We start from the raw sequence: 23,730 nt of genomic DNA on the forward strand, positions 1-23,730 counted from the left end.
TTCATATATTATAGTTGACTAATCTCCTAATAACCAAAGAGTTTGCACAAAAAACACCACCTCGTTACTAAGAACGGATGGCTGACTTATATTTCTTTTTATATTTAACATTTTGCTCTTCATTAATTAAGCGATGGGCAATGTCTAATAGTTTAGGATCACTCGTTTGATCATATAATTTTTTTAAAGATACAATAATATCATAGCGAATGAGAGTAGGATGCTTTTCATCTAAACAAGTTTGAAATCTCTTGGCTAAATAGGATACGACTAAATCGCTTTGTACTTGGCCTGCTAAACCAATTTTCCAAATTGCCTGTAATGTATGCCTTGCCGTGACGGGCTTTTCATCATAAGTCACAGCCCAAATCTTTAAAAAATCTTCTAATACTCTTTCTTCGGGATCACTTTTTGCAGCTAAAGCACATAAAATTTGTGCGGCAAGTGCACGTGCATGCCCATTTTTATATGTAAGTGCTTGTACAAGCTGTTCCCACACTGCATATGTCCAATCTACGGGCTCCTGCATAATTTTCATCAGTTCCTCGTAAGATTCATATTGAATATCTCGATCACGCTCTGTTAGATTACTAAAAAGTTGCAAAATCTCTTTTTCCATAATTTATCCCTACCTTTATTGTTTCAGAACGTCATAAAACTTGATTTATGTTACACTTAACTTAATTTTTTTCGCAAAGAAGGTGAGTTTATGAATAAATTTAATGCTAGGAAATTGATTTTTCGATTGCTAGTGATTCTGTCCCTAATTATAGCCGCTTATTTTATTATTCCAGTATCTATGCCGTTAATATTAGCAGCTATCAGCGCGTTTTTCCTTGAACCAATCGTCATGTTCTTTAAAAGGCGCTGGAAAATGTCTCGAAAAATTGCAGTTGCCTTTATATACATAGTGAGTGTCATTATCATTTCTATTATTTGCTATATTTCAATTACGCAGATCATGACGCAAATAATTTTATTGTCTAAGCAAGCTCCCTATTATATTTCCAAGCTATCAGATATGTGGCTCCATATGCAAGAAAATATTTCTAAATATACGGAAGACTTTCCACCTGAAGTAAGTACTTCGCTTCAAAAAACCACAATGGATTTCATAAAGAAAATTGAAGAAACGTTTTTAAGCTTCTTTAATTATAGCAAAGTTTCAGCCTTCTTTTCAGAGATTCCAAGTCTATTTATCAGTCTTCTCGTCTATATGATTGCCCTTTTCCTATTTATGCTAGATCTACCTAAATTGAAGCGCATTACGTATAAGTATTTAAAGCCTAACACAGCAAAGAAAATAAAAATTATTTTAAACCGTTTAAAGGATGCAACATTCGGCTATATGAAAGCACATTTATTTGTAAGCTTCATTATTGGAGGCGTTACACTTATTGGACTTTTATTAATCCAGCCGAAATATGCCATAACCATGACCATAATTATTTGGCTAATAGACATTGTCCCTTTTTTAGGCTCCATCATTATTTTAGCACCGTGGGGGCTTTATCACCTTTTAATGGGAAACACAGCTATTGCTGTAAAATTATTCATCTTAGCTGCTATTTTACTCATTATTCGTCGTGTAGTCGAGCCTAAACTAATGGGAGACCATATTGGGTTGTCAACTTTACCAACATTAATTGCCATGTTTATTGGTCTACAGTTATTTGGAATTATCGGTTTACTTGTCGGGCCATTTGTCATCATTTTCTTTATCGCCTTAAAGGAAACAGGCATCATAAAAGTAAACTTCAAAATTTGATACCAATAAAAAAGGTCATCTTTGTATTTTTTCCTTACAAAGATGACCTTTTTATCATGTTAATCGTCTATATACTATAGAGGCTTATTGAATTCGACCAAAGCCTACTAAATATTGATTCCACCAATCAAGTGATTCAATGACAACACCATTATTTTGAGCATCAATCATTGTGTTATTACCTAAGTAGATACCTACGTGCGCTACACCTGAGCCATAGCTAAAGAATACTAAGTCACCAACGCGTGCTTCCCCAGCAGAAATACGTTGTGTTGCTAAATATTGTTGTGATGCAGTACGTGGTAAAGAAACGCCTGCTTGTTTATAAGACCATTGCACAAGACCTGAGCAGTCAAATCCTGAAGTTGGGTTACTACCACCCCAAACATATGGACGACCAAGGAATTGTTTTGCTGTAGAAATAGCATCACCTGAAGAGGCAGTACCAGCGCCTGAACCAACGATAATTTTTTGTGGTTGTTGACCATCACCGTTATTTTGAGTAGCTTGTACTACTGGCGTTGCTGCTTGAAGAGCACGTAAACGAGCCGCTTCTTCTTCAGCTGCCTTACGTTCAGCTTCTAAACGTTCTTCTTCCTGTTTTGTAGCAATTTGAGCTTTTAGGGCTAATGATTTTGCTTCATTTTCAGCCTTTTTCACTTCCATTTCGCTTTCTTTTTGTTGAAGCTCTTGGAATTGTTTTTGAAGCTCTTTTTGTTTTTCATCTAGTATAGCTTTTTGTTGCTCTAAGCTTGCTTTGTCAGCTTCTTGTTGATCCACTAATTCTTGGTCAGCGTCCATTAATGTTTTAACCGCTACGACACGGTCCATTAAATCAGCAAAGCTTTTTGCTTCAAGAACTACATTTAAATAAACACCCACTGTGTTGTCCTGTGCTTGGTATGCAGCCATACGTTCACTTAAGATTTTAGAACGTTGCTCAATACGTTTTTTTGTTTCAACAATACTAGCATCCACTTCTTTAATTTCCGCTTGTACTTGTTTAAAAACTTTTACTTTTTCGTCGATCTCTTTTTGTAAATTCGTTAGTTCTTCTTGTAATTTTTTAACCTGTGCATCTATTTCAGCCTTTTTCTCAATCATTTGTTGAGAAGTTTCTTCAGCATGTACTTCTGTTGGTTGAATTGTATTAAATAATAAGCCGCCTGCTAGTGCTAAAGCGAGCACCATCGACTTACGCCATTTATTGCGCTTACCCACGTACCTTCAATTCCCTTCATTTATCAATTTCGCTCTGAATACTCTATGTAATCTGTTGAACGATCCTATATTTAATCAATTGTTCTTATATATTTGTTTTAGCCTTTTAAAGTTTAGCATTTTCAGCATAACTTTTATACTATTTCCTATCTATTTAATACATTAGTAAAACTCGAAACATTTCTGTAACATTCGCGTAAAATACCGATTATTCTACAATGAGCTTATATATTCTACATAGGTCTGTTATTAGCTAATTCGACAATAGTCACACGACCTACTTTGTAATGTTTTTGTAATATTACTTGGGAATGTTTCAAAAAAAAGAGGTAGGGGAATAATCCCTACCTACTGCTTCATGGAACGCAATGCCTGTATCGATAACCTAACTAACAAAATTGCACATAAAAATAAACCTAAATAAGCAGCTGTGTTTAAATATACTGCATAAGAATCATGGATAAATTGTGAGATTGCTAAAAGGGCCACAGATATAATTCCAAATGTAATCCCTACTAAAAGCAGTACAAATCGGGAAAACAAGTTGGTAATGAATCGGGCATTATGCTCATCAGAAAATATATCGTGATGTAAAATAATTTTTCCACTCTCTACACGCTGAATTAGTTGATCCACTCTTCTTGGCATTTTACGTAAAGTTGGTATCAGCATAGATAATTCCTCTTGCAGCCGTTCTTTTGTAGCCATTGGTTCTTTAAATGGTTTTAGGAAAGAAGCACGCATATATGTCGCAGAGAAATCCTTAGCTTCCGTAAAAATATCAAAACGTGAATCAATTACCCTTAACGTTCCATCTAATGTCACCAACGAGCGGAGTGCTAAACCTACTGCTGGGTAAAAGGCTAGCCCAAAATCCCGCACCACTGTAAATAAAGCATGTATTAATTCTTCTGTTGGTATGCGGTCAACATACGAGATTTTTAGTAAAATTTGATCGATTGCTTGTTCCATTCTTGCACGTTCCGCATGATCGGCATTTTCCACTAATAGTGTTAAGCCATCGTACAAAACACTGGAGTCATTGAGCTGAATACCCATTAAAAATAGCTTTAAGCCCTCTTGTTGTGTGGCCCCCAATCTTCCAACTGCTCCAAAATCGAGCAATACGGGTGTACCATCCTTCTCATCAATGTGAATATTGCCTGGATGAGGATCAGCATGAAAAATACCTGAAAAAAGCATCTGTTCAAAGAAAGAATATAATACTGTTTTAGCAAATTGTCTGCGATCAATGGACAGACGATTGAATTCTGATGCCCCATCTGCCACACTATGTCCACGAATATATTCCATCACTATAATATTTTCATTACTATAAGCTGTATAAATTTTTGGAATGCGGACCTTATAATCACTTTTCGATAATGCGTTCTTTACCTGTAACGTATTACGTACCTCAATATCTAGATGAATCTCTTCACGTAGGCCATCTGCGAATCCACCAGCTAGCTCACGAAAGCCGAGTGACTCTGCCCAAGTAGATTTAGATGAAAGCCAATTTGCAAATTCCTCTAAAATTTCAAGATCATCACGCATAATCCCTTTTACTTCTGGACGGAGAAGCTTGACGACAACATCTTCATAATTTTTAAGCCGTGCCTTGTGTACCTGACCGATAGAGGCTGCTGCAATAGGCTCCATTTGAAATTGGCTAAATACTTCATCCATTGATTGAGGAAGTGAGCGCTCTAAAATACTTGTCACTTGCTCTGTTGGTAAAGGCTTCACACGATGTTGTAGCCTCTCTAGCTCATCAATAAAGATGGGTGAAAATAATTCTTTACGTGTAGACAGTACTTGTCCAAATTTAATGAAAATCCCACCACATTGCTCTAATGTTGAGCGCAATGCAATCGCCAGCTCTTTTTCGTTTTCTCGTTGCCTTGCATATTTAATCGTTTGGACGACACCATTTGTAACTGCAATTTTTAAAACTTGTCGCAATCGTTTCTGCTGTCGCCAATAGCTCCGCAGTCGTAAGAGCAAAGATTTTTGACCATTTCGACGATCTCCAGTTGTAATGCCACTTGGATCAAAGAGTTCAAAAACCAAGTACAGCAACATAGAAATGAGTAGCATACTCCCAATCCAAATTAATGTGCTGACCTCTGTCACAGTTTGCATCATGGTTTCTGACAAAAAATCTGTATGACGTAAATAAGAGTACCAGTAAACAAAAGAGGTTAATGTCACACTAATGACGACTGAAAGCACTCTTCGTACAAAATTAATATTAGAGCCTATTAATCGTCCACTCACAATATAAATCAAACCCGATACTATAATGATTTGCATCAAAAATTTCAAAAAAATCAACAGTGTCACCTCCAATGTCATTTCCATTTCCTACTACTGCTAGTATAGCAAATTTATACATTAACTTTCTTTCACAAGGAACACCTAAAAAAATTAATGAAGTCTTTTACCTTGAAAATATACCCTTTAGGGTATACTATTTAATTTGTAGTACTTATAATACATTATTTATTAATTTCAATAACAAAAACCCATATTTAAAAGCTTTTATATACCCTTATATGTATTAATCAAAAAGGAGTGTTGACCATTGAGTAAAAAATTTTCAATTGTTGGTGGCGTTGCAGGTGGAGCATCCACTGCTGCCCGCATACGTCGTCTCGATGAAAAGGCAGAAATTATTATGTTTGAAAAAGGACCGAATGTTTCATTCTCCAACTGTTCTCTCCCCTTCCATTTAAGCGGGATTGTTGAAAAGAGTGACGAATTGATTTTAATGACACCTCAAGCCTTTCAAACAAAATACAATATAGAGGCTCGTGTACAGCAAGAGGTTGTACGCATTAACCGAGAACAAAAAACCATTACCATTAAAAATTTAATAACGGGTAGAGATTATGAGGAAAATTTCGATACATTAGTTCTATCACCAGGAGCAAGTCCCATCGTCCCTGACCTAGATGGTATCCGTTCAAACCATGTCTTTACCATTAGAAACGTGGGAGATATTAACCGTTTAAATCAATACCTACAGACGGATCATGTACAGGATATTGCGGTGATCGGTGGAGGCTTCATTGGTGTAGAGGTAGCGGAAAATTTGAAGCTAGCGGGCTATAATGTCTCTTTAGTTGAATTCGGCCAACAAATTATGGCCCCTTTTGATTATGATATGGCTCAAATTTTGCACAAGGAAATGACCGATAAGGGGGTTCAAGTTATTGTCAATGACGGTCTCATAAGGGTTACTCCAAGTGATGTGACGTTAAATTCCGGCAAACAATTGAAAGCACAAGCCGTCGTATTAGCGATTGGCGTTCGTCCTGAGGTCCACTTAGCCAAAGAAGCCGGGCTAACTATCGGCTCACTCGGAGGCATTCAGGTTGATGCTAATTACGTGACATCCGATCCTTCCATATATGCTGTGGGAGATGCGATTGAAGTATTCCATCAGATTACCCATAAACAGACACGACTTGCTTTAGCCGGCCCCGCTCAGCGACAAGCTCGTGCTGCAGCTAATCATTTGTATAACATCCCTCATCACAATAAGGGGGTTATCGGATCTTCAAGTGTACAAATTTTCGACCTTGCCTGTGCTTCAACCGGTTTGAACGAAAAAACAGCTCTAGCAAATGGCTTTCAGGCGAAAAGCGTTTATCTAATAGCTCCTGATAAAGTAGGCTTAATGCCGAATAGTAATCCGCTTCACTTTAAGCTCGTTTATGAAACACCAACTGGTAAAATCCTCGGAGCCCAAGCTATAGGTAAAGGCAATGCAGATAAACGAATTGATGTAATAGCTACCCTCATCACAATGGGCGGTACTTTAGAAGATTTGAAGGAGCTGGAGCTATCCTACTCCCCAATGTTTAGCACTGCCCGTGATATTGTCAATTTAGCAGCTCTTGTAGCTCAAAATCAATTACATGGACACTACAAACAAATAAAGGTTGATGAAGTGAGAACTCTCATTGAAAATAAAGCCTACTTCTTAGACGTACGAGAAAAAAATGAATTTGAATCTGGTCATCTCCTTCATGCACACAATATTCCTCTAAGTGAACTTCGAGAAAGAATGCATGAGGTTCCTAAGGATCAACCAGTGTATGTACATTGCCGATCCGGTCAGCGTAGCTACAATGCTGTTATGGCCCTTCAAAATAGTGGTTTTTCTAACGTCTTTAACGTAAGTGGGTCATTCCTCGGGGTTAGCTTATATGAATATTTTACAGATCTCACAACAAACAGAGATAAAATTGTCACTGCTTATAATTTTAAATAATAGAAAAGGGATGCCTATAAAACAGCATCCCTTTTCATTAGTTTGTAGATAGTACCTTTTCCCAGTCAATCGTACCATTTTTAACTTGTTCACGTTTTTCTTTAGTCATAATATCATTTGGTTTTCCGCCTTTTGGCCAATCTTTATCATGATTTGGCCATTCAGGACGATCTTGCGATAAAATAAACGCTGCTAAATCAGCCGCTTCTTGATCTGTTAAGGTCCCTGCTGCACCTATTGGCATATTATTTTGAATATAGCCAGCCATTTTTGACATACGCGCCATACCCGCTCCATCATTAAAGGAATTATCACCCCATAATGCTGGACCAGTATTGGCACCAGTCCCAGAGCCGTCAGCTGCATGACAAGCTATACAGGATTGACCATAAAGCTCCTCACCATTGTCAACATTCGGAGTCGGTACATTCTTCATATCACTAGTACCTGCCCATTCACGTTTTGCCCCAATTGGAACACCTTCAGAAATATATGCAAAATAAGCGACCATAGCCTCTAGCTCATCACTATTCATTTCGAATTTTTTACCATTCATACTACGAACCATACAGCCGTTAATACGCTCTTCTATAGTAACTACACCACCCGAGCGTCCAATATATTGCGGATAATTAGCCATTACTCCTACTAATGATGATGCTTGCTCGTCATAGCCAGCACCAGCATGGCAGCTTGTGCATGATAATTGATTCCCTACATATTCGTCCGCCGCAACATGTGTGTTATTAACAAGCTCATAGCCATTTAAAATTGCTTCTTTCATTGGTCCATCTGGCACTTCATCAATACTTGGCGGAGCATAGACAACTGACTGAGCAGCTGCTGTCGTTGGTAATTGCGTCTGCACTGTCGTTTCGTTCTCCTCCACAACCGAATCAACTGTAATTTTGTCACTAATAATGGTTGCTACAAAAATTGTGCCTACTAACAGTACTGTCCCTGCTACTCCTGCTACTATAGGTTTCATCTATAATACCCCCCTTTGTATACTCACTTATATTTTAGCAACATAACATTTTATTGGATGTGATTTTTCTCACACTACTGTAAAATAGAACCATTCAGATGATAAAAATGGATAAAATATCCACTAATTATTGTACTACAACACTGAAATCACGACTTAATACCTCTTGCAGTATGTGGATAAATCAAAAAAGTGCCGAGTACTTTAAGTACTCGACACTTATCCAACGGTTTACAGGTTACATGCACCATCCGTACACGTATCCTCACCATTCCCCATTAATTGAATCGTTGGCTGTATCCCCACTATTTTTGCTGTTTGATGTAATGTTCGCACAAAGACTTCATTTGGCTCTGCCCCTTTAATGCCATAACGATTTTCAAATACAAAGAATGGCACACTTTGTATACCAAGTTGCTGCGCATCATATCGATCCTGATCTAAAGCCTCAAGAAAGACATTAGTAGCTAGAATGCCCTGCGCCTCCTCTATATCTAAACCTAATTGTGCAATTACCCTTAATAAAAAGGAATCATCATTCACATCTTCACCTGCCATAAAATAACCCGCCATGAGTGCTTCCGTATATGCCGATGCTTGTCCAAATTGCTGCGTCCATTTTGCTAATCGATGAGCTTTTTCTGTGTGAGCTGTTGTCATCATTTCAAAATTATAATTGAACCCAACTTCTGCAGCTCTTGATGCCATATCCTCTGTCATGCCACGTACTTCTTCACATGTTGCGTTATACTTCATAGCCAAACTGTCTAAAAAAGCCGGTGCATTTACTTTAGGCGTTTCCGGACCTATTTGATAAGCCTTGTATTCAATTTCTACTTGTCCCGTATAACCACTTGTCTCAATCGCACGTTCCAATTCTCGCTTGGCAATATAACAAAACGGACAAGTAAAATCCGTGAAAACTTCAATTTTCATGGTTAGACCCCTCCAATAATATCTACCCAAATTTTAATGGCAGTCGCCAATATAAGCATTGCCAAAATACCCTGTAAGCTTTTGGTATTTAATTTTTTTCCAGCTCTCGCACCAAGTGGGGCCGCTATAAGACTAGTAATAATCATAATGAGCGCGGGGAAATATTCAACTTGTCCGGTCATTAATTTCCCAACCATTCCCCCTATGGAGGAGATAAATGTAATTGCTAAGCTAGTAGCAATGGTCATACGCGTAGGGATTCCTAAAACCACTAACATAATAGGGACTAATAAGAACCCACCACCCGCTCCCACAATACCTGATCCAACACCAACAACTAAGGCCAATAAAATTGCCACTGTTTTATTAAAGGTGACATCCTGCAACGGTTGATCATCCATTTGTTTTTTTGGAATAAACATCATGACTGCCGCTATTAGGGCTAGCACACCATAAACGATATTGATGCCTGACTCGGATAAAAATTTGGAACCAAAACTACCAACAAAACTTCCCGTTAATATAGCACCACCCATATAGATAATAAGTGATTTATTTAAAAAACCACCCTTGCGATATACCCATACACCCGCAATGGATGCAAAAAATACTTGTATGGCAATAATTCCGGATACCTCATGAGCCGAAAAGGCCATAAATCCTAATAATGGTGGAATATACAGTAGCATCGGGTAATTAATAATGGCACCACCGATACCTAACATCCCTGATACAAACGAACCGAGAAAACCAATTAAAAAGATCGTTAATATCCATGTAATATCCATGCATCTTCCTTCTTTCCGAAAAGTGAAAGAAGGGTTGTTCTATTTAATAGACAACCCTCCATTAGCCTTAAGCTTTCTGAATTAAAAACGTGATGACACCAGCTTCTTCGGATTGATCTACGATATGATGACCTCCAGCTTTTGCCCAAGCAGGAATATCCGCTAAAGCCCCTTTATCTGTCACCTGAACTTCTAAAATTTCTCCTATATTTAAAGTGTCTATCGCCTTTTTTGTTTTCACAATAGGCATTGGACACGAAAGACCTGTTGCATCTAATTGTAAATTTGATTTCATATTGATCCCCTTCAACACGGCAAAGATTGTAAGCGATTTGCCTGTTCTTCTTATTATTTTAGATTCAGGAAGGATGAGCGCCTTCAAGTTCTGGATGATCCACATTTATAGTACACAGTCGTATCTATTGTACGTTAATAAATTTCATCGAACAGCACAGCGATTTGGGCCGATTTCCATTTCCGTTTGTTCATCTGGCGAAGGGGTTATTTTCCCCATATTTACCTGACGAATTTCTTGATAGGCATTAGGTTGTGGTGGCAATTGATCTGTCACGACGCGCTTAAATTCTACTTCATCATGAATATTCAAACCATGATTTTGTAAAAGTAAATCCCCTAGTCGTTTCGCTACTGTCCCATCCTCATTAAGTTCATCAATGATCATAAAGTGAGCTGGTAACACAATAAGCTCACCTGACAAATCTCGATAACGCTTGTAAAGTGTATCTCGTAAATCTCCAACCCAGTCCTCAGCAAGGCCTGCTAAATCAGGACGTCCAATAGAATCGACAAATAAAATATCCCCCGTTAACAAATATCGGCTATCGATAACAAATGATGTAGAGCCGATTGTATGTCCTGGTGAGTAGATAGCTCCTACCTCTATTTTTGATGTTCCAATTTGAACAGTCACTCCATCCACTAACGGTCTATATGAAAAGACAACCTCTTCTGCATCTTTCGGTGGCAAGTAATAGACTGCACCTGTTGCCTCAGCTATATGACGTCCACCAGAAATATGATCGGCATGTAAATGTGTATCAAAAACATGTGTGATTTTCACATTTTTCTGTTCGGCGAAATTGATAAATACATCTGTAAAGCGAACAGCATCAATGATAGCTGCCTCTCCTTCAGATATCACCATATAAGAAAGACAGCCCTTCCCTAAACGAACAAATTGATAAAGCTCTCCTCCACCCGTTAAATCACCAATTTTAATAGGCTCTAAATATTCGCTCCAAGATTTCATACCGCCCGCTAAATAGGCAACATCTCGACCAGCATCTGACAACATTTCAGCAACCATCAATGAGGATCCTTCTTTAGCACAAACGACTAGAATTTCTTTATTGGAGGGGATTTTCGGCAGGATTTCCTCAACACCATCTAACAGTTCAAAATATGGTACATTTAAATACTCAAATCGGTGACCGTCAATTTTCCAGTCCTCAAACGCATCTGCATGACGAACATCTAAAATAAACAACTCTTCATTGTTAATGACCTTTTTAGCAATTTGTGAAGCGTTCCATTTCTGCATCGGCATATATATAACCCCCATAGGTATCATTTCGAAGTTTTTTAAAGCGGAGAGCCTTTAGCCCCTCCGCCTTCCTTGCACAAAAAATCTTTAGAAAGTTAGTGATGGTGCTGCATCTTTTGCAAATTCAAGGAAAGTAACAGCTCCGCCCACTTCAATACCATCAATAAAATCATCTGTCGATAAACCCATTACATCCATCGTCATTTGACAAGCGATAAATTTAACACCTAATTCTTGAGCTATGTCCACTAGTTGAGGAATGGCAGGAACATTCGCTTTCGCAAAGCCTTCCGCATAATGCTCTGCACCAGCAGGCATTGGTAATGCATGCATTCCTTGCTTATGAATGAGATTCAACCCTTCAAATGTGAAGAAGATTGTTACCTCCTTCTCAGAAGCTGCTGCTGCTGTTGCGATATTAAACACCTTATATGCATCAAATAAACCACCGTTACTTGCAATAATCGCTACCTTGTTTGACATAAAAAATTCCTCCTATTACATGTTTTTTATTAATGTACCTTTCCAAGATGTCATTCCTGGTAAAACATTAAAAACCTTTATAAAACCATGTGAAGCTAGCTTCTGCGCAGCCATATCACTCCGCTTTCCAGTACGACAAATAACATAAATCTCTTGCTCTTTGTCGAGCTCTGAGAGTCGTGCTCCCAATTCACCCATCGGGATAGATTTAGCGCCCTCAATATGCCCAAAGGCAAACTCCGCTTCCTCACGTACATCAAGAATTATTCCACCACGATTGTTAATTTGCTCTAGATCAATCGTTTGATCAAACGAAATTTCTTCTATTTGGTCGTTTGTACATTTGCGAATATAATGTTTGAGCACGCCTTCATTTTCTAAAGTGCCAATATATTGGTGTCCTACTGTGTCCGCCCATGCTGCAATATCAGCTTTTGACCCCTTATCTGTCGCAGACACTTCTAAAATTTGGCCATCCTCCAGATCTGCCATTACTTTTTTTGTTTTCACAATGGGCAACGGACAAGAAAGGCCCTTGGCATCTAGCTGAAAATCTGCCTTCATCTTTATTACAACCTCCATATACCTATCAGGGTATTATATTTAACAAAAAAATATAGCTATCAGCTACTATTGTACTTCGCCCTCCCAGGACAACATTCCACCAATCATATTCGACACATTAAAGCCTTTACCTTCTAATATTTCTGTAGCACGACCGCTACGAGCACCTGATCGACAAACCATAATATATGGTTCATTCTTATTCAGATCCTGTACGCGGAACTCTAATAAACCAAGTGGAATATGGATAATACCTGGAATATGACCAGACGCTACTTCATCTACCTCTCGTACATCAATCAGACTCAGCTTTTTGCCCTGTATGATCGCTTGTTCTACTTCTTTTGCTGTAATTTCCTTCATTTTCTTACCTCCTAATAGGCACTCATTCCACCACGAACATTCGTAATATGCTCAAAGCCTTGCTTTTTCAATTGCTTACATGCCTGACTACTACGCATACCACTTTGGCAAATCACTACCACCTCTTTATCCTTCGGTAGTTTGTCAAAGCTTGACTCGAGAGGCATATTTTTAAACTGCGAAATATGACGCCCTTTAAATTCGGCAGGCGTGCGTACATCGATAAATATCTTATCCTTATCATTCAGCATATTTTTTAATTGGGCTGTAGAAATCGATTGAATGCCCTTCGTCGGTTTCATTCGCCAAATAAAAAATGCTGCGATAATCGCAATAATAATCCACGTTTCCAAGTTATCACCGCTCCTTTTTATACGATAAAGGGTATATAAAAACTATCTGCTTTTCACCACTAAATCCATTGCTTCTCGGATGGCTGAATTCATTTTTTCCGCATTGCCCTCAGCAGTAGTGACACAATCTAATAAATTTTCACTAACAATAACCCCTATCGTCCGATCAACTGCTGAACGCACGGCAGATAGCTGTGTAATCACATCCTTACAGTTTTGACCCTCCTCCATCATGCGTAAAATCCCGCGCAATTGACCTTCCATCCGCTTCACTCGATTACCTGTTTTAGAGTCATAGGCCATTCTGTTCCAGCCCCCTTTCAAAACGATAGATTCAACTTGCTTACGTGATTCATATTATACCCCAATAGGTATATTGTCAACATGAAAGCTTCAACTCTTCTTCTTGAAAATCTTTAGCTGTATTGTCTTATACAAAAAAACCCTGCTATGAGCTGTAACTCATAACAGGGATTTCTACGATTTTATTTAGCTAATTGCATGGCTGGTCCGAAGAATTCATAATGAATTTTCTCGTCTTTCACGCCAATTTCTTGTAAATTTTTAATAACGGCTTCCATAAAGCCTACAGGTCCACATACATAAACATCAGCGTTATCAGCTACTCTTTCTGCTAATAATTCTTTCGAAATTTGCTTGTCTTCATCAGAATATAGAGCCGTATACGATGCATTAGGTAACGCATTTACTTTTCCTTGAATATCATCGCTAAACGCTACAACTTTTTCATTGCGTGCGCACTGAATAAAGTTAACTTTATTCGTTGCATCTTCTTTTAGAGATTGTAGCATACTGTTTAATGGTGTTACACCTATACCACCACTAACAAATGTAATAGGAGCAGTCGTTTCCTCTAAAACGAATAATCCTGCTGGCACACTTACGTCTACTAAATCTCCAACTTGTAAGTCATCATGAATAAAGTTTGACACTTTACCGTTTGGCGTATGATCACTTTCACGTTTCACTGAAATGCGGTAACCATCTTCTGCGCTTGCTTGTGAAAGTGTGTATTGACGATTCATTAAATATTCTTCTCCAGGAACTTTCACGCGAATACTAATGTATTGTCCTGGCTCGTAAGCTGGTAATGATGAGCCATCTTCATTAACAAAATAAACAGATGTAACTAAGTCGCTTTCTACCACTTTTTTCGCCACTTTTAATGGTCTAAATAGACGCCATCCACCATTATTTTCAGCTTTTTGGTATAACTCTTCTTCTACTTGAATGAAAATATCTGCAATTACGCCATATGCCTCAGCCCATGCATTAATAATATCGTCTGTCGCCGCGTCGCCAAGTACTTCCTTAATCGCTTTTAATAAGTTTTCACCAACAATTGGATAATGCTCAGGTAAAATACCTAAACTACGGTGTTTATGCGCAATAAGCATGACTGCTGGTAAAATAGCTTCTAAATTTTCAATATGAACTGCCGCAGCATAAACTGTGTTTGCTAATGCTGTTTGCTGACGACCTTTTTCTTGGTTAGTATGGTTAAAAATATTCAATAATTCTGGATGAGCTTGAAACATATTTTTGTAAAACGTCTTTGTAATCTCTACACCATGAACCTCTAATACAGGGACTGTTGCCTTAATAATTTGAATAGTTTCTTGTTTTAACATATCGCTTACCATCCTTTCGTGATTACAATATAACGCTTTCATTTTCTTAAAGCAATATGTAAAATACATCTTTAACAAAATGGACATAATTAATGTATTTTAAATACATCTTTAAAAGTGGTTTCAAAATATTATACTTCATTGTAAAAATGCTATAATTACTTTGAATTATAGAAAGTAGGGTGTTCTTATGCGCTTAACTTTATACACAGACTATTCTCTTCGTACACTTATTTACTTAGGTGCAAAAGAAGATGGCCAATTATCAACTATTCAAGAGATTTCAGAGGCTTATAATATATCGAAAAACCATTTAATGAAAGTGACGCACCAACTTGGATTGTTAGGCTATATAGAGACAATTCGCGGAAGAGGTGGAGGTATTCGTTTAGCCATCGATCCAAAAACTATCACCATTGGTGAAATTGTTCGTCATACAGAAGAGGATTTTCATTTAGTAGAATGTTTCGATAAAGAAAATAATTTATGTAAAATAGCTCCGGAATGTCAGCTAAAAGGTGTCCTATATGAGGCTTTACAGGCCTACCTAACTGTACTAGATCGCTACACATTAGATGACTTCTTACATTCAAAGGAGAAGTTAATGGCCCTCTTGCTTGGTAAATAAAAATACCCGCTCAACGTTTGTTGGACGGGTATTTCTTTATGAAAAAACATCTACAATTGCTTAGTAAAGAAAATCATATCTAGTGCACGAATGCCGTTTTCATATATTGGCTCTGGATAGTCGCGAAAGAAATCCTTTTCAATAGACTCCATGCGAAAACCTGCCTTTTGATAAAATGCTATATTATCAATACTTGAATTTGCTGTTCCAACTAAAAGCGTTTGATAGCCTTCCTTTTCACAAAAAGCCGTGAGTTGTCGTAATACCTCTTTGCCGAGCCCTTTCCCCTGGAACTTTGGCACAATCGCAATATTCTTCAGCTCAATGGTTGTTTGAGATTGAGGGATTAATAATGCCACTCCCGCAAGCTGTTCTCCACACTTCACTTCAAATAAGGTACCCTCATCTAGGTATTTTCGGATAGCCTCTTCACTTTCATCTGCGAGTAAAAGTTGTGGTAAAAAGACCTCTCGACTCCCATTTACTTTTTTTAGAGCTGTTCGATATTGTACAAAATCCTCACGTTCAAAAACATTTAATACACATGGTTGTTTCTCCTTCGCTTCTAACCATGAATGCTCTTCTGGATAATCTTCTTCCACCCCTAATCGAATAAAGCCCAGCTTTTCCTGTGCCTTTTGTGAACGGATATTCACCTTCCTAGCTCCTGCAAAAACTCGCTTTAATCCGAGCTCAAAAAAGGCAATATCTAAAATAGCTGTTTTAGCCTCAAGATTATAACCTTTCCCCCAAAATGGATGGCCGAGCCAAGAACCGATATGACAGCTGTTTTTAAGTTGGTCTATAAACATCAATGCGGTCACACCGATAAACTGTCCCTCCTCATTTAAAACAACCCGAGGAACGGTCTTCCCTTCTTCTTCATCGATGCATTCACGTTTGATAAAATGAATAGTATCTTCTACTTTACCAACAGGTAGCCCTAGTGCATCTCGAACCTGTGGCATAGAAGACAACTCATGCATGGCCTCAGCATATTTGATATCATGTCTCACTAAAGTTACCGTCATCTTCTATTCCCCTTTTATTGACATTCTACTGTCGTATTCTATTCTCAACTATAGGATAATTGCCAGGAGACACCAAAGCGATCCTGAATCCACGCAAATTGCTTTGAAAACCCATAATGATCAAGTGGCATTAACGCCTGCCCACTTTCCACTATTTGATTTACTAAATTCTTTATTTCTTCCTCAGTTTCACACTCTAGAAAGATAGACGTTGATGGCGTAAACGAAAAGTTATGTTGAATAACACTATCATTCACTATTAGTTTTAACCCCTTTAATTGTAGGGTGGCCATCGCTACCTGCGTAGAATTTTCCATATATTCTATCTGTATAACTTCTAAATCTGTAAACCATTGCTGATATTGTTCAATTGCTTCATGTGCTTGTCCTTGAAACATTAAGAAAGTTGTCGCGCTTTTCATCTATTTTTTGCTCCCTCATAATGTGAAATCCACTCTGCTGGTGTCATTTTTGCAGCAAGCTCACTAATTAAATCAAAGGGAATATGCTTCGTACTTGTAAAACGAATACAACTTTTCCCCATATTTAATTTTGTTGGTACTCGCCTCGCATATTCCTCCTGAAACCAAGAAAGTAATGCTTGGTCCGCATATATACCCATATGGTAGAGCGCAATATGACGTTTTTGAGCTGCAAGACTAATAAAAGGTAATGGCGTATTTGGCGTTACATGATAGCCAGTTGGATACGTTTCTAATGGCACAACATAGCTGACCATGTCATATTGCATAGTTTGTTCAAAACCCACTGGCAAATTGGCTTCCACAACATCTACAAGCTTACTAAATCCATCACGCCATTTTTCCTCTACTTGCTCCATATATATGCTCTTCATAGCTAGCCTCACTTCGTCGTTTTTTTCCCTACTTCACTCATTTATTTGTGCCTTGCGATACAATTCCTTTGTTTTATAGCCTAATCGAATAATTTGACGCATCTCCTGTAAACGAGCTTCTTGTGTTTCTAACTTTTTTGCACGATAGATATAGCGTGCCCAATCCCTTTGATATCCCGGGGTGAGTCCATCATAAAAGGCTAAGTCATCCTGATTTTCAGAAAGTAAGTCCCGTAATGGAGGAATCAAACTCTCATAGTCGCTCACACATTGACTATTGGCTGTTTTTTTCTTACCTCTTCCTTTACCATCTCTCTTAATACTTAAGATCGAAAATGTTTCATCTAATGACATCAGACTAGAAAACTTTAAATCACTACCTTCAATATACTTTTCCTCGTCCACATGGATCGCTGGAAAAATCTCATCTCGATGAATAAACTGTTCATATTTATTATTACCCTTTTTAGGATAAACAAAAAATAAATAGCCCTGCTCCACTAGACTATTACCTTTTAACACTTTTTGTAAATACGTTACCATGGCCTCTATGGAAAACGCAAAAGAAATAATGCGGTCATACGGTGCCTCTCCAGAATGAAACACTCCATCTAATCTCAAATCAAGTGGCTGGTTATGGATGGCAATGGATACATCATCCTTTAGTTTAAATTTCTTTTGCATCATTTAAACACCTCTTCTCCCACTCATTTTTAGCCACTATCTTAGTTTTGATAGTATACTGAATAAATGAGAGCTTGGGAACAAAAATAAACGCTTGAACATATCTCAAGCGTTTACGGTTCAGCTTTATTTTATTTTGCGAGTAACTATTATGCCTTTAATTATCGGTATAAAGATTCCAATTGTGACAATTGGTAAGAACCACCATCCTATGGAGGCGGTCTCTCCTAGCGCAATACGGACCATCTGGAATGATATACATGCGAATAAAATAAGACAAAGATTTTTTACTGCGTTTAACATTTTTCTGCTGTTTAAATAAAATGCTTCTACATTCTGTTCATTCAAACGAGCTGGAAAGTTATGCATATGTGGAGCTATCTCTAAAAGACTCATTATTATCCATAGAAACACACCTATAAATGGAAGAATAATGAGCTCTATTTTTGAACCCCATCGATCAACCTCACCCATACCATTAAAATGAACAGGAATTTCTTCAGGCAATTTCCCCCACATCACTGCAATATAAAAGATAGATAATAGGAATATGATAACGCCAATATAATTCCAAACCTTTTCAGACCTTGTTTTAGGGATTTTTAAAATGGGTCTATACACTTCGTACCACCTCAGTTCATCTTTATATGTAATTTACGTTTTGACTACTCTATAAGTTTCAAAATTTATGAATATTGGCTTAATATTCAGCCTCTACCATTAACTATCGCTTTATTCCTAGCAGATTCTAGCAGTAAATATCCTTTTTTTATCACTTCAATCACGAGTTTCTGCCACCTTTAAACTATTTAGTACAGTAAAAATACTCATAATACTTTGTAAAATTCATATTTTCTGATATAAATGATATATATACATATTTCATTAATTTGTAACATTTCTACTAAATACTGAGAAAGGAAATTTCATCTATGCGATTTACTATCTACAAGAAATTATTACTCGGTTTTTTTATAGTTATTTTAGTTCTAGTTGCTACTATCGGCCTAAATATAAAGCAGCTTGATTCTGTGAACAAAACTTATCGTACATTATTGGAGGAGCAAACAACTAAATCTATCGCTATTCAAGAATTACGCGTTATTGCCAAACAAGAGATAGTTAGTTTACGTGGCTATTTACTACTTGGAGATAAACAAAATCTTCAAAGCAATCAAGACTCTCGAACAGAATTTAAACAAAAATCTGAAGAGCTAATGTCATCTTTGACAACGGAAAAATCCATCCAATTTCTAGAGGCTATTAATAAAAGTGAGCAAAATGTTCAACAGTTTGCGGACCGTATGTTTGAGTTAAAGGCTTCAGGTGAAACGGAAAAGTACGAAAAGCTTGATAGTACACAAGGGCGTCTAATTATTAAACAATTTGACGAACGTGTTGAAAACCTTTCCGACTATCAAAATGAATATATTGAAGGGAAAATTGCTGCTACATCTAAACAAATTCAAGATATTAAGTTCCAAATGATACTTCTTGGGGTGTTTGCGGTTGTCATAAGTCTGATAATTGCAATGGTTGTTGGTAGTCTAATGTCTCGTCCAATTAACGGCATGGCTAAGGCAGCTAAAAAAATAGCAGAAGGTGACTTAACGGCTGAACAGATTCGTATCAAGAATCGTGATGAAGTGGGTGATTTAGCCCAAGCATTTAATCAAATGGCCGTTAATTTGAAAGATTTAATTACAAATGTACGTCACAACACTGTACAAGTTAGTGGCTCTGCTGCTGAATTAACAGCAAGTGCTGAGCAAACCATCCAAGCAACAGAGCAGATTACTTCTTCCATTCAAGAAGTGGCTAGTGGCTCTGAGGCTCAAGGTAAAAATGCTACTGAAAGCTCCGAAGCGATGAAGAATATGACAAAGGGCATACAGCAATTAGCATCTACTACGGCGGCAGTTTCTGAGCTAGCAATGGAAACGAATGCAGAGGCTCAAAAGGGCAATGAATCATTACATCGAGTGATCTCGCAAATGACTACCATTAATACTGCTGTATTAGAATCCGCAAGCGTTGTGAAAAATTTAGACGGGCATTCTATAGAAATTGGTAACATTATTGGCCTTATTACAGATATTGCAGAGCAAACAAATTTACTAGCGCTCAATGCCGCTATCGAGGCTGCTCGTGCAGGTGATCATGGGCGGGGCTTTGCTGTCGTGGCAGACGAGGTGAAGAAATTAGCAGAGCAATCCAAAAAATCTGCAGAGCAAATTGCTACGTTGATTGCAGAAATTCAACAGGATACAAACCGTGCTGTGACGGTAATGGATACCGGCACACAAGAAGTACAAATTGGTATGCAAGTTGTACAGGTAGCTGAAGAGGGCTTCTCTAAAATTATGGAGCTTATTGAACATGTGTCCATGCAAATTCAAGAAGCTACAACAGTTTCAGAAGAAATGTCATCCAGTGCAGAACAAATTTATGCTTCCTTCGATGAAATAGCAACAATCGCTCAAATGTCTTCTAGTAATTTGCAAAATGTCGCTTCTGCCTCTGAGGAGCAGTTAGCAACGATCGAGGAAGTCGCTGCTTCCGCGGCAACACTTTCAAATATGGCTGAGGAGCTTCAAACAGAAGTCTCTCGCTTTAAATTAGAATAAATGAAAACTGCTCGGATTCCCTCTAGGAAACGAGCAGTTTTTTTCTATATATGTATAGGCCTTTACTCACTTATATTTATCGCTTAAATGACTGAGCATTTCTATAATGGCCGCTTCCTCACTAGGAACTTGCAAATTTGCCATTTCACCAACCTGATGATTCCCTACACAAACACTTTCCTTTGCCTTCAAAAACATCGAGGCATCGTTCGCATCATTTCCAAATGCAATATACTCCCCCTCGATGACACCTAATTTAGTTAAGCCATTCCACTTATCAATACCATTAGGGCTTATATCTATAATATTTTCTGATGCATGTTCATAGAGAGTAACAGCAAGCTGTTGTAGCTCAAATAACAATGCGTCTCGATTCTCCCCCGGAAATAAAACAACTTTTACAATATCATGAAGATCTTGCAACGCTACTTTTTTAGCTATTTTTAGAGGATCTAGATTTTGATAAATGGGATGAGCTTCACTGCCTGTATACGCATAGTCCCATTGGCTATCTACTAGATACGGTAATTGAAATGCTGTAATAATCTGCCGAAGCTCCGCTACTACCTCCGTCTCAAATGCTGTAACCTCCTCCGTTACTCCATTACAAGCGACGAATGCTCCGTTTCCGCCTACCATTGGATATTCTCGCATTGTCTCAGGCAATATAGGTAATAGATCACGTATTGGTCTAGCGGAGGCAAAAATAACTTCATGCCCACTTTGTCTACATGCCTCTAACGCATTGATAATACCCACACTTAAAGGCTTCCCTTTAAAGCAAATTGTACCGTCTAAATCAAAGACAAATTTCATAGTTCTTCCTACCTCTCCTACGTTCATTCATATCTTTTATTATCTCACAGAAATGACTATTTTTAGTGGGCATTTATTTATTTCACAACTATCAAATACTTAATATAATGAACATTACTTTAGACAGAATTAAAAAAATTTTTAGAAAATTATTGACAGGCTATTAATATCCAAGTAATATTGCTTTCAACAACACATTGCAGGCCAAGATTGGAAATAGTAAAAATGGTGATGTACTTGTAGAGAGCCGGTGGTTGGTGAAAATCGGTAGACACACATTTTGAACTCGTCCATGAGCTACTCCCTGAAAAGTCTAGTAAGGGATGTCGGTTTCCCCCGTTAACAGGATAGACAGTGATAGCTGTCGATAAGGGGACTTTTTCTGTATAGAGAAGGTCAATTAGAGTGGTACCGCGAGCATAAACTCGTCTCTATTTTTAAATAGAGATGGGTTTTTTTATTTTTTAATGAATCATTGGCCTACGTGTAGATTTTAAATACTGATAACTACAAGAGGAGTGTTAAAAATGGGAAGAAAAATTTGGGTATTTGATACAACATTACGTGATGGTGAACAGGTGCCAGGTGCCAAGCTAAATTTATATGAAAAAGTAGAGATAGCACAGCAACTGAAAAAATTAGGTGTCGATATTATCGAAGCTGGATTCCCCGCTTCATCACAGGGGGATTTTGATGCTGTCAAAGCTGTAGCTGAGAAGGTCGGTACTACTAATGATATTATGATTACAGCATTAGCACGTGCAGTAAAGGCAGATATTGATGCCGTCTATAATGCTGTGAAATACGCTGAAAATCCAATGATTCACATGGTTCTTGGGACATCCGATATACATGTGGAGAAAAAATTCAGTAAATCCAAAGATCAAATTCTGCAAATTGGTGTAGATGCTGTAAAGTATGCGAAAACTCTATTGCCACAAGTTCAATATTCTACTGAAGATGCGTCTCGTTCAGACTTTGAGTATCTTTGGAAAACAATTGAAGCTGTTATGCGAGCTGGTGCTACTATGATTAACGTTCCTGATACAGTCGGCTTTGCAGAGCCAGAAGAGTTCGGTGAAATGATCTTTAAATTAAACAACCGTATGAAAAACTTAGACGATAGCGTTCTTCTTAGCGTTCATTGCCACAATGACCTTGGAATGGCAACAGCTAATACGCTTGCTGCGATAAAAAATGGTGCCGATAAAGTAGAATGTACAATTAATGGTATCGGTGAACGTGCTGGTAATGCGGCATTAGAAGAAGTCGTTATGGCACTAAAAACGCGTAGCTCTGTCTACAATGCTGATACACGTATTAACACAAAAGAAATTATCAATACATCACGACTTGTTTCTAGTTTTATGGGCTTAGATGTTCAAGTGAATAAAGCGATTACGGGAGATAATGCATTCGCCCATTCATCAGGTATCCATCAGGACGGATTACTAAAATCTCGTGATGCCTATGAAATTGTGCATCCTGAAGACGTTGGTCTTGATGATATGGAGCTAGTACTAACAGCGCGTTCTGGTCGACATGCCGTGAAAAATGCTCTTGAAAAATTAGGGTTTTCGAATCTTTCTACAGATGAATTCGAGGGAATCTTTGAAGGCTTCTTAAAGCTAGCGGATGCCAAAAAGGAAGTATATGATCATGATTTATACGTAATCGTTGAAAGCTATTATGAAAAGCATGATGCTTCTCACAAAAATGCAACTCATTACAGCGACCAATTCTTTGATATCGAAGATCTACAAGTCGTCAGCAATACAAGCTTCCCTTCTGCGAGCGTTAAAGCACGCAAAGGTAATGAAGTATTGAGGGCTAGCGCAGTTGGCTCAGGTCCAATTGATGCTCTTTATTCAGCCATTGCAGACATTACAAGCATGGATGTAAAACTAGTGGAATATAATATCAATAGTGTTTCGCGCGGCAAAGAGGCACTAGGAAAAGTAAAAATCACGATTGAGCATGAAGGTGAAAAGTATATGGCAAAAGCTGCAGATACTGACATTCTAAAAGCCAGTGCCCTAGCCTATATTAATGCCATCAATAGCATTGTAGTGGCCAAATTAACACCTGTCATGAATTAAAACAAGAGAAGCAGTATGGCCTATTAG

Annotated in this window: 25 protein-coding genes and 1 other annotated feature; of the genes, 5 read left to right on the forward strand and 20 right to left on the reverse strand. The window is 37.9% G+C overall.

What is annotated here, in order from left to right:
- Positions 1 to 67 precede the first annotated feature (67 nt).
- Positions 68 to 619, reverse strand: a complete 552-nt coding sequence (locus AC07YC_RS13535) for a hypothetical protein (protein ID WP_008175231.1) — start codon at positions 617 to 619, stop codon at positions 68 to 70.
- 90 nt (positions 620 to 709) lie between these two features.
- Between AC07YC_RS13535 and ytvI the strand changes: the two genes are divergently transcribed.
- The gene (gene ytvI / locus AC07YC_RS13540) at positions 710 to 1,768 is read left to right on the forward strand and encodes a sporulation integral membrane protein YtvI (RefSeq protein ID WP_036147973.1); all 1,059 of its coding nucleotides are present in this window, start codon (positions 710 to 712) and stop codon (positions 1,766 to 1,768) included.
- Positions 1,769 to 1,852: 84 nt separating this feature from the next.
- Here the strand turns inward: ytvI and AC07YC_RS13545 are convergent, their stop codons facing one another.
- Both AC07YC_RS13545 and AC07YC_RS13550 read right to left on the reverse strand, forming a co-directional pair.
- Positions 1,853 to 2,989 (reverse strand): C40 family peptidase, encoded by a 1,137-nt coding sequence (locus AC07YC_RS13545; protein WP_036147975.1) that lies wholly within the window; start codon positions 2,987 to 2,989, stop codon positions 1,853 to 1,855.
- Between the two features lie 348 nt (positions 2,990 to 3,337).
- Complete coding sequence (locus AC07YC_RS13550; protein WP_494919638.1) at positions 3,338 to 5,326, reverse strand: ABC1 kinase family protein; 1,989 nt, start codon at positions 5,324 to 5,326, stop codon at positions 3,338 to 3,340.
- A gap of 250 nt (positions 5,327 to 5,576) precedes the next feature.
- On the opposite strand from AC07YC_RS13550, the gene AC07YC_RS13555 reads away from it, so the two are divergent.
- Positions 5,577 to 7,271, forward strand: coding sequence for an FAD-dependent oxidoreductase (locus tag AC07YC_RS13555; RefSeq protein ID WP_494919639.1), 1,695 nt, complete (start codon positions 5,577 to 5,579; stop codon positions 7,269 to 7,271).
- Positions 7,272 to 7,308: 37 nt separating this feature from the next.
- Here the strand turns inward: AC07YC_RS13555 and AC07YC_RS13560 are convergent, their stop codons facing one another.
- The 11 genes from AC07YC_RS13560 to hmpA all read right to left on the reverse strand — a co-directional run bounded on the left by AC07YC_RS13560 (position 7,309) and on the right by hmpA (position 14,962).
- Complete coding sequence (locus AC07YC_RS13560) at positions 7,309 to 8,259, reverse strand: c-type cytochrome (RefSeq protein WP_336635583.1); 951 nt, start codon at positions 8,257 to 8,259, stop codon at positions 7,309 to 7,311.
- 231 nt (positions 8,260 to 8,490) lie between these two features.
- Complete coding sequence (locus AC07YC_RS13565) at positions 8,491 to 9,195, reverse strand: DsbA family oxidoreductase (RefSeq protein ID WP_494919640.1); 705 nt, start codon at positions 9,193 to 9,195, stop codon at positions 8,491 to 8,493.
- 2 nt (positions 9,196 to 9,197) lie between these two features.
- Entirely contained in the window at positions 9,198 to 9,983 is a 786-nt protein-coding gene (locus AC07YC_RS13570; RefSeq protein ID WP_402795763.1) for a sulfite exporter TauE/SafE family protein, read from the reverse strand.
- 67 nt (positions 9,984 to 10,050) lie between these two features.
- Positions 10,051 to 10,278, reverse strand: a complete 228-nt coding sequence (locus AC07YC_RS13575; RefSeq protein ID WP_336635586.1) for a sulfurtransferase TusA family protein — start codon at positions 10,276 to 10,278, stop codon at positions 10,051 to 10,053.
- A 144-nt stretch (positions 10,279 to 10,422) separates the two neighbouring features.
- Entirely contained in the window at positions 10,423 to 11,550 is a 1,128-nt protein-coding gene (locus AC07YC_RS13580; protein WP_494919641.1) for an MBL fold metallo-hydrolase, read from the reverse strand.
- 84 nt (positions 11,551 to 11,634) lie between these two features.
- A complete protein-coding gene (locus AC07YC_RS13585; RefSeq protein WP_336635588.1) occupies positions 11,635 to 12,030 on the reverse strand; it encodes a DsrE/DsrF/DrsH-like family protein in 396 nt (131 codons plus the stop codon).
- Positions 12,031 to 12,045: 15 nt separating this feature from the next.
- On the reverse strand, positions 12,046 to 12,594 hold the full coding sequence (locus AC07YC_RS13590) for a sulfurtransferase TusA family protein (protein ID WP_494919642.1): 549 nt from the start codon (positions 12,592 to 12,594) through the stop codon (positions 12,046 to 12,048).
- Between the two features lie 66 nt (positions 12,595 to 12,660).
- A complete protein-coding gene (locus tag AC07YC_RS13595; protein ID WP_336635590.1) occupies positions 12,661 to 12,957 on the reverse strand; it encodes a rhodanese-like domain-containing protein in 297 nt (98 codons plus the stop codon).
- 11 nt (positions 12,958 to 12,968) lie between these two features.
- Positions 12,969 to 13,310: a rhodanese-like domain-containing protein gene (locus tag AC07YC_RS13600; RefSeq protein ID WP_494919643.1), complete on the reverse strand. Its 342-nt coding sequence runs from the start codon at positions 13,308 to 13,310 to the stop codon at positions 12,969 to 12,971.
- A gap of 42 nt (positions 13,311 to 13,352) precedes the next feature.
- Complete coding sequence (locus AC07YC_RS13605) at positions 13,353 to 13,613, reverse strand: metal-sensitive transcriptional regulator (RefSeq protein WP_494919644.1); 261 nt, start codon at positions 13,611 to 13,613, stop codon at positions 13,353 to 13,355.
- 182 nt (positions 13,614 to 13,795) lie between these two features.
- Entirely contained in the window at positions 13,796 to 14,962 is a 1,167-nt protein-coding gene (hmpA, locus tag AC07YC_RS13610; protein WP_494919645.1) for an NO-inducible flavohemoprotein, read from the reverse strand.
- Between the two features lie 190 nt (positions 14,963 to 15,152).
- On the opposite strand from hmpA, the gene AC07YC_RS13615 reads away from it, so the two are divergent.
- A complete protein-coding gene (locus AC07YC_RS13615) occupies positions 15,153 to 15,590 on the forward strand; it encodes an Rrf2 family transcriptional regulator (RefSeq protein WP_025113674.1) in 438 nt (145 codons plus the stop codon).
- 50 nt (positions 15,591 to 15,640) lie between these two features.
- On the opposite strand, the gene AC07YC_RS13620 is transcribed toward AC07YC_RS13615, so the two are convergent.
- From AC07YC_RS13620 to AC07YC_RS13640, 5 genes are all read right to left on the reverse strand, one after another.
- Positions 15,641 to 16,621 carry a GNAT family N-acetyltransferase gene (locus tag AC07YC_RS13620; RefSeq protein ID WP_494919646.1) on the reverse strand — a complete coding sequence of 327 codons (981 nt, stop codon included), beginning with the start codon at positions 16,619 to 16,621 and terminating at the stop codon, positions 15,641 to 15,643.
- Between the two features lie 44 nt (positions 16,622 to 16,665).
- Positions 16,666 to 17,043, reverse strand: a complete 378-nt coding sequence (locus tag AC07YC_RS13625; RefSeq protein WP_336635595.1) for a VOC family protein — start codon at positions 17,041 to 17,043, stop codon at positions 16,666 to 16,668.
- Positions 17,040 to 17,477, reverse strand: a complete 438-nt coding sequence (locus AC07YC_RS13630; RefSeq protein ID WP_494919647.1) for a DUF1801 domain-containing protein — start codon at positions 17,475 to 17,477, stop codon at positions 17,040 to 17,042. Before AC07YC_RS13630 ends, AC07YC_RS13625 begins: the two co-directional genes overlap by 4 nt.
- Before the next feature lie 33 nt (positions 17,478 to 17,510).
- Positions 17,511 to 18,164, reverse strand: a complete 654-nt coding sequence (locus tag AC07YC_RS13635; protein WP_494919648.1) for a YdeI/OmpD-associated family protein — start codon at positions 18,162 to 18,164, stop codon at positions 17,511 to 17,513.
- Between the two features lie 123 nt (positions 18,165 to 18,287).
- Positions 18,288 to 18,782, reverse strand: a complete 495-nt coding sequence (locus AC07YC_RS13640; RefSeq protein WP_494919649.1) for a DUF1648 domain-containing protein — start codon at positions 18,780 to 18,782, stop codon at positions 18,288 to 18,290.
- Positions 18,783 to 19,093: 311 nt separating this feature from the next.
- Between AC07YC_RS13640 and AC07YC_RS13645 the strand changes: the two genes are divergently transcribed.
- Positions 19,094 to 20,788 carry a methyl-accepting chemotaxis protein gene (locus AC07YC_RS13645; protein WP_494919650.1) on the forward strand — a complete coding sequence of 565 codons (1,695 nt, stop codon included), beginning with the start codon at positions 19,094 to 19,096 and terminating at the stop codon, positions 20,786 to 20,788.
- Positions 20,789 to 20,854: 66 nt separating this feature from the next.
- On the opposite strand, the gene AC07YC_RS13650 is transcribed toward AC07YC_RS13645, so the two are convergent.
- A complete protein-coding gene (locus tag AC07YC_RS13650; RefSeq protein WP_494919651.1) occupies positions 20,855 to 21,604 on the reverse strand; it encodes an HAD-IIB family hydrolase in 750 nt (249 codons plus the stop codon).
- A gap of 197 nt (positions 21,605 to 21,801) precedes the next feature.
- Positions 21,802 to 22,040 (forward strand) — a binding site (T-box leader).
- Between the two features lie 91 nt (positions 22,041 to 22,131).
- On the opposite strand from AC07YC_RS13650, the gene AC07YC_RS13655 reads away from it, so the two are divergent.
- Positions 22,132 to 23,703, forward strand: coding sequence for a 2-isopropylmalate synthase (locus tag AC07YC_RS13655; RefSeq protein ID WP_494919652.1), 1,572 nt, complete (start codon positions 22,132 to 22,134; stop codon positions 23,701 to 23,703).
- The last annotated feature ends 27 nt before the right edge of the window (positions 23,704 to 23,730 follow it).

It is taken from the genome of Lysinibacillus sp. GW247-5R2A (assembly GCF_059424475.1).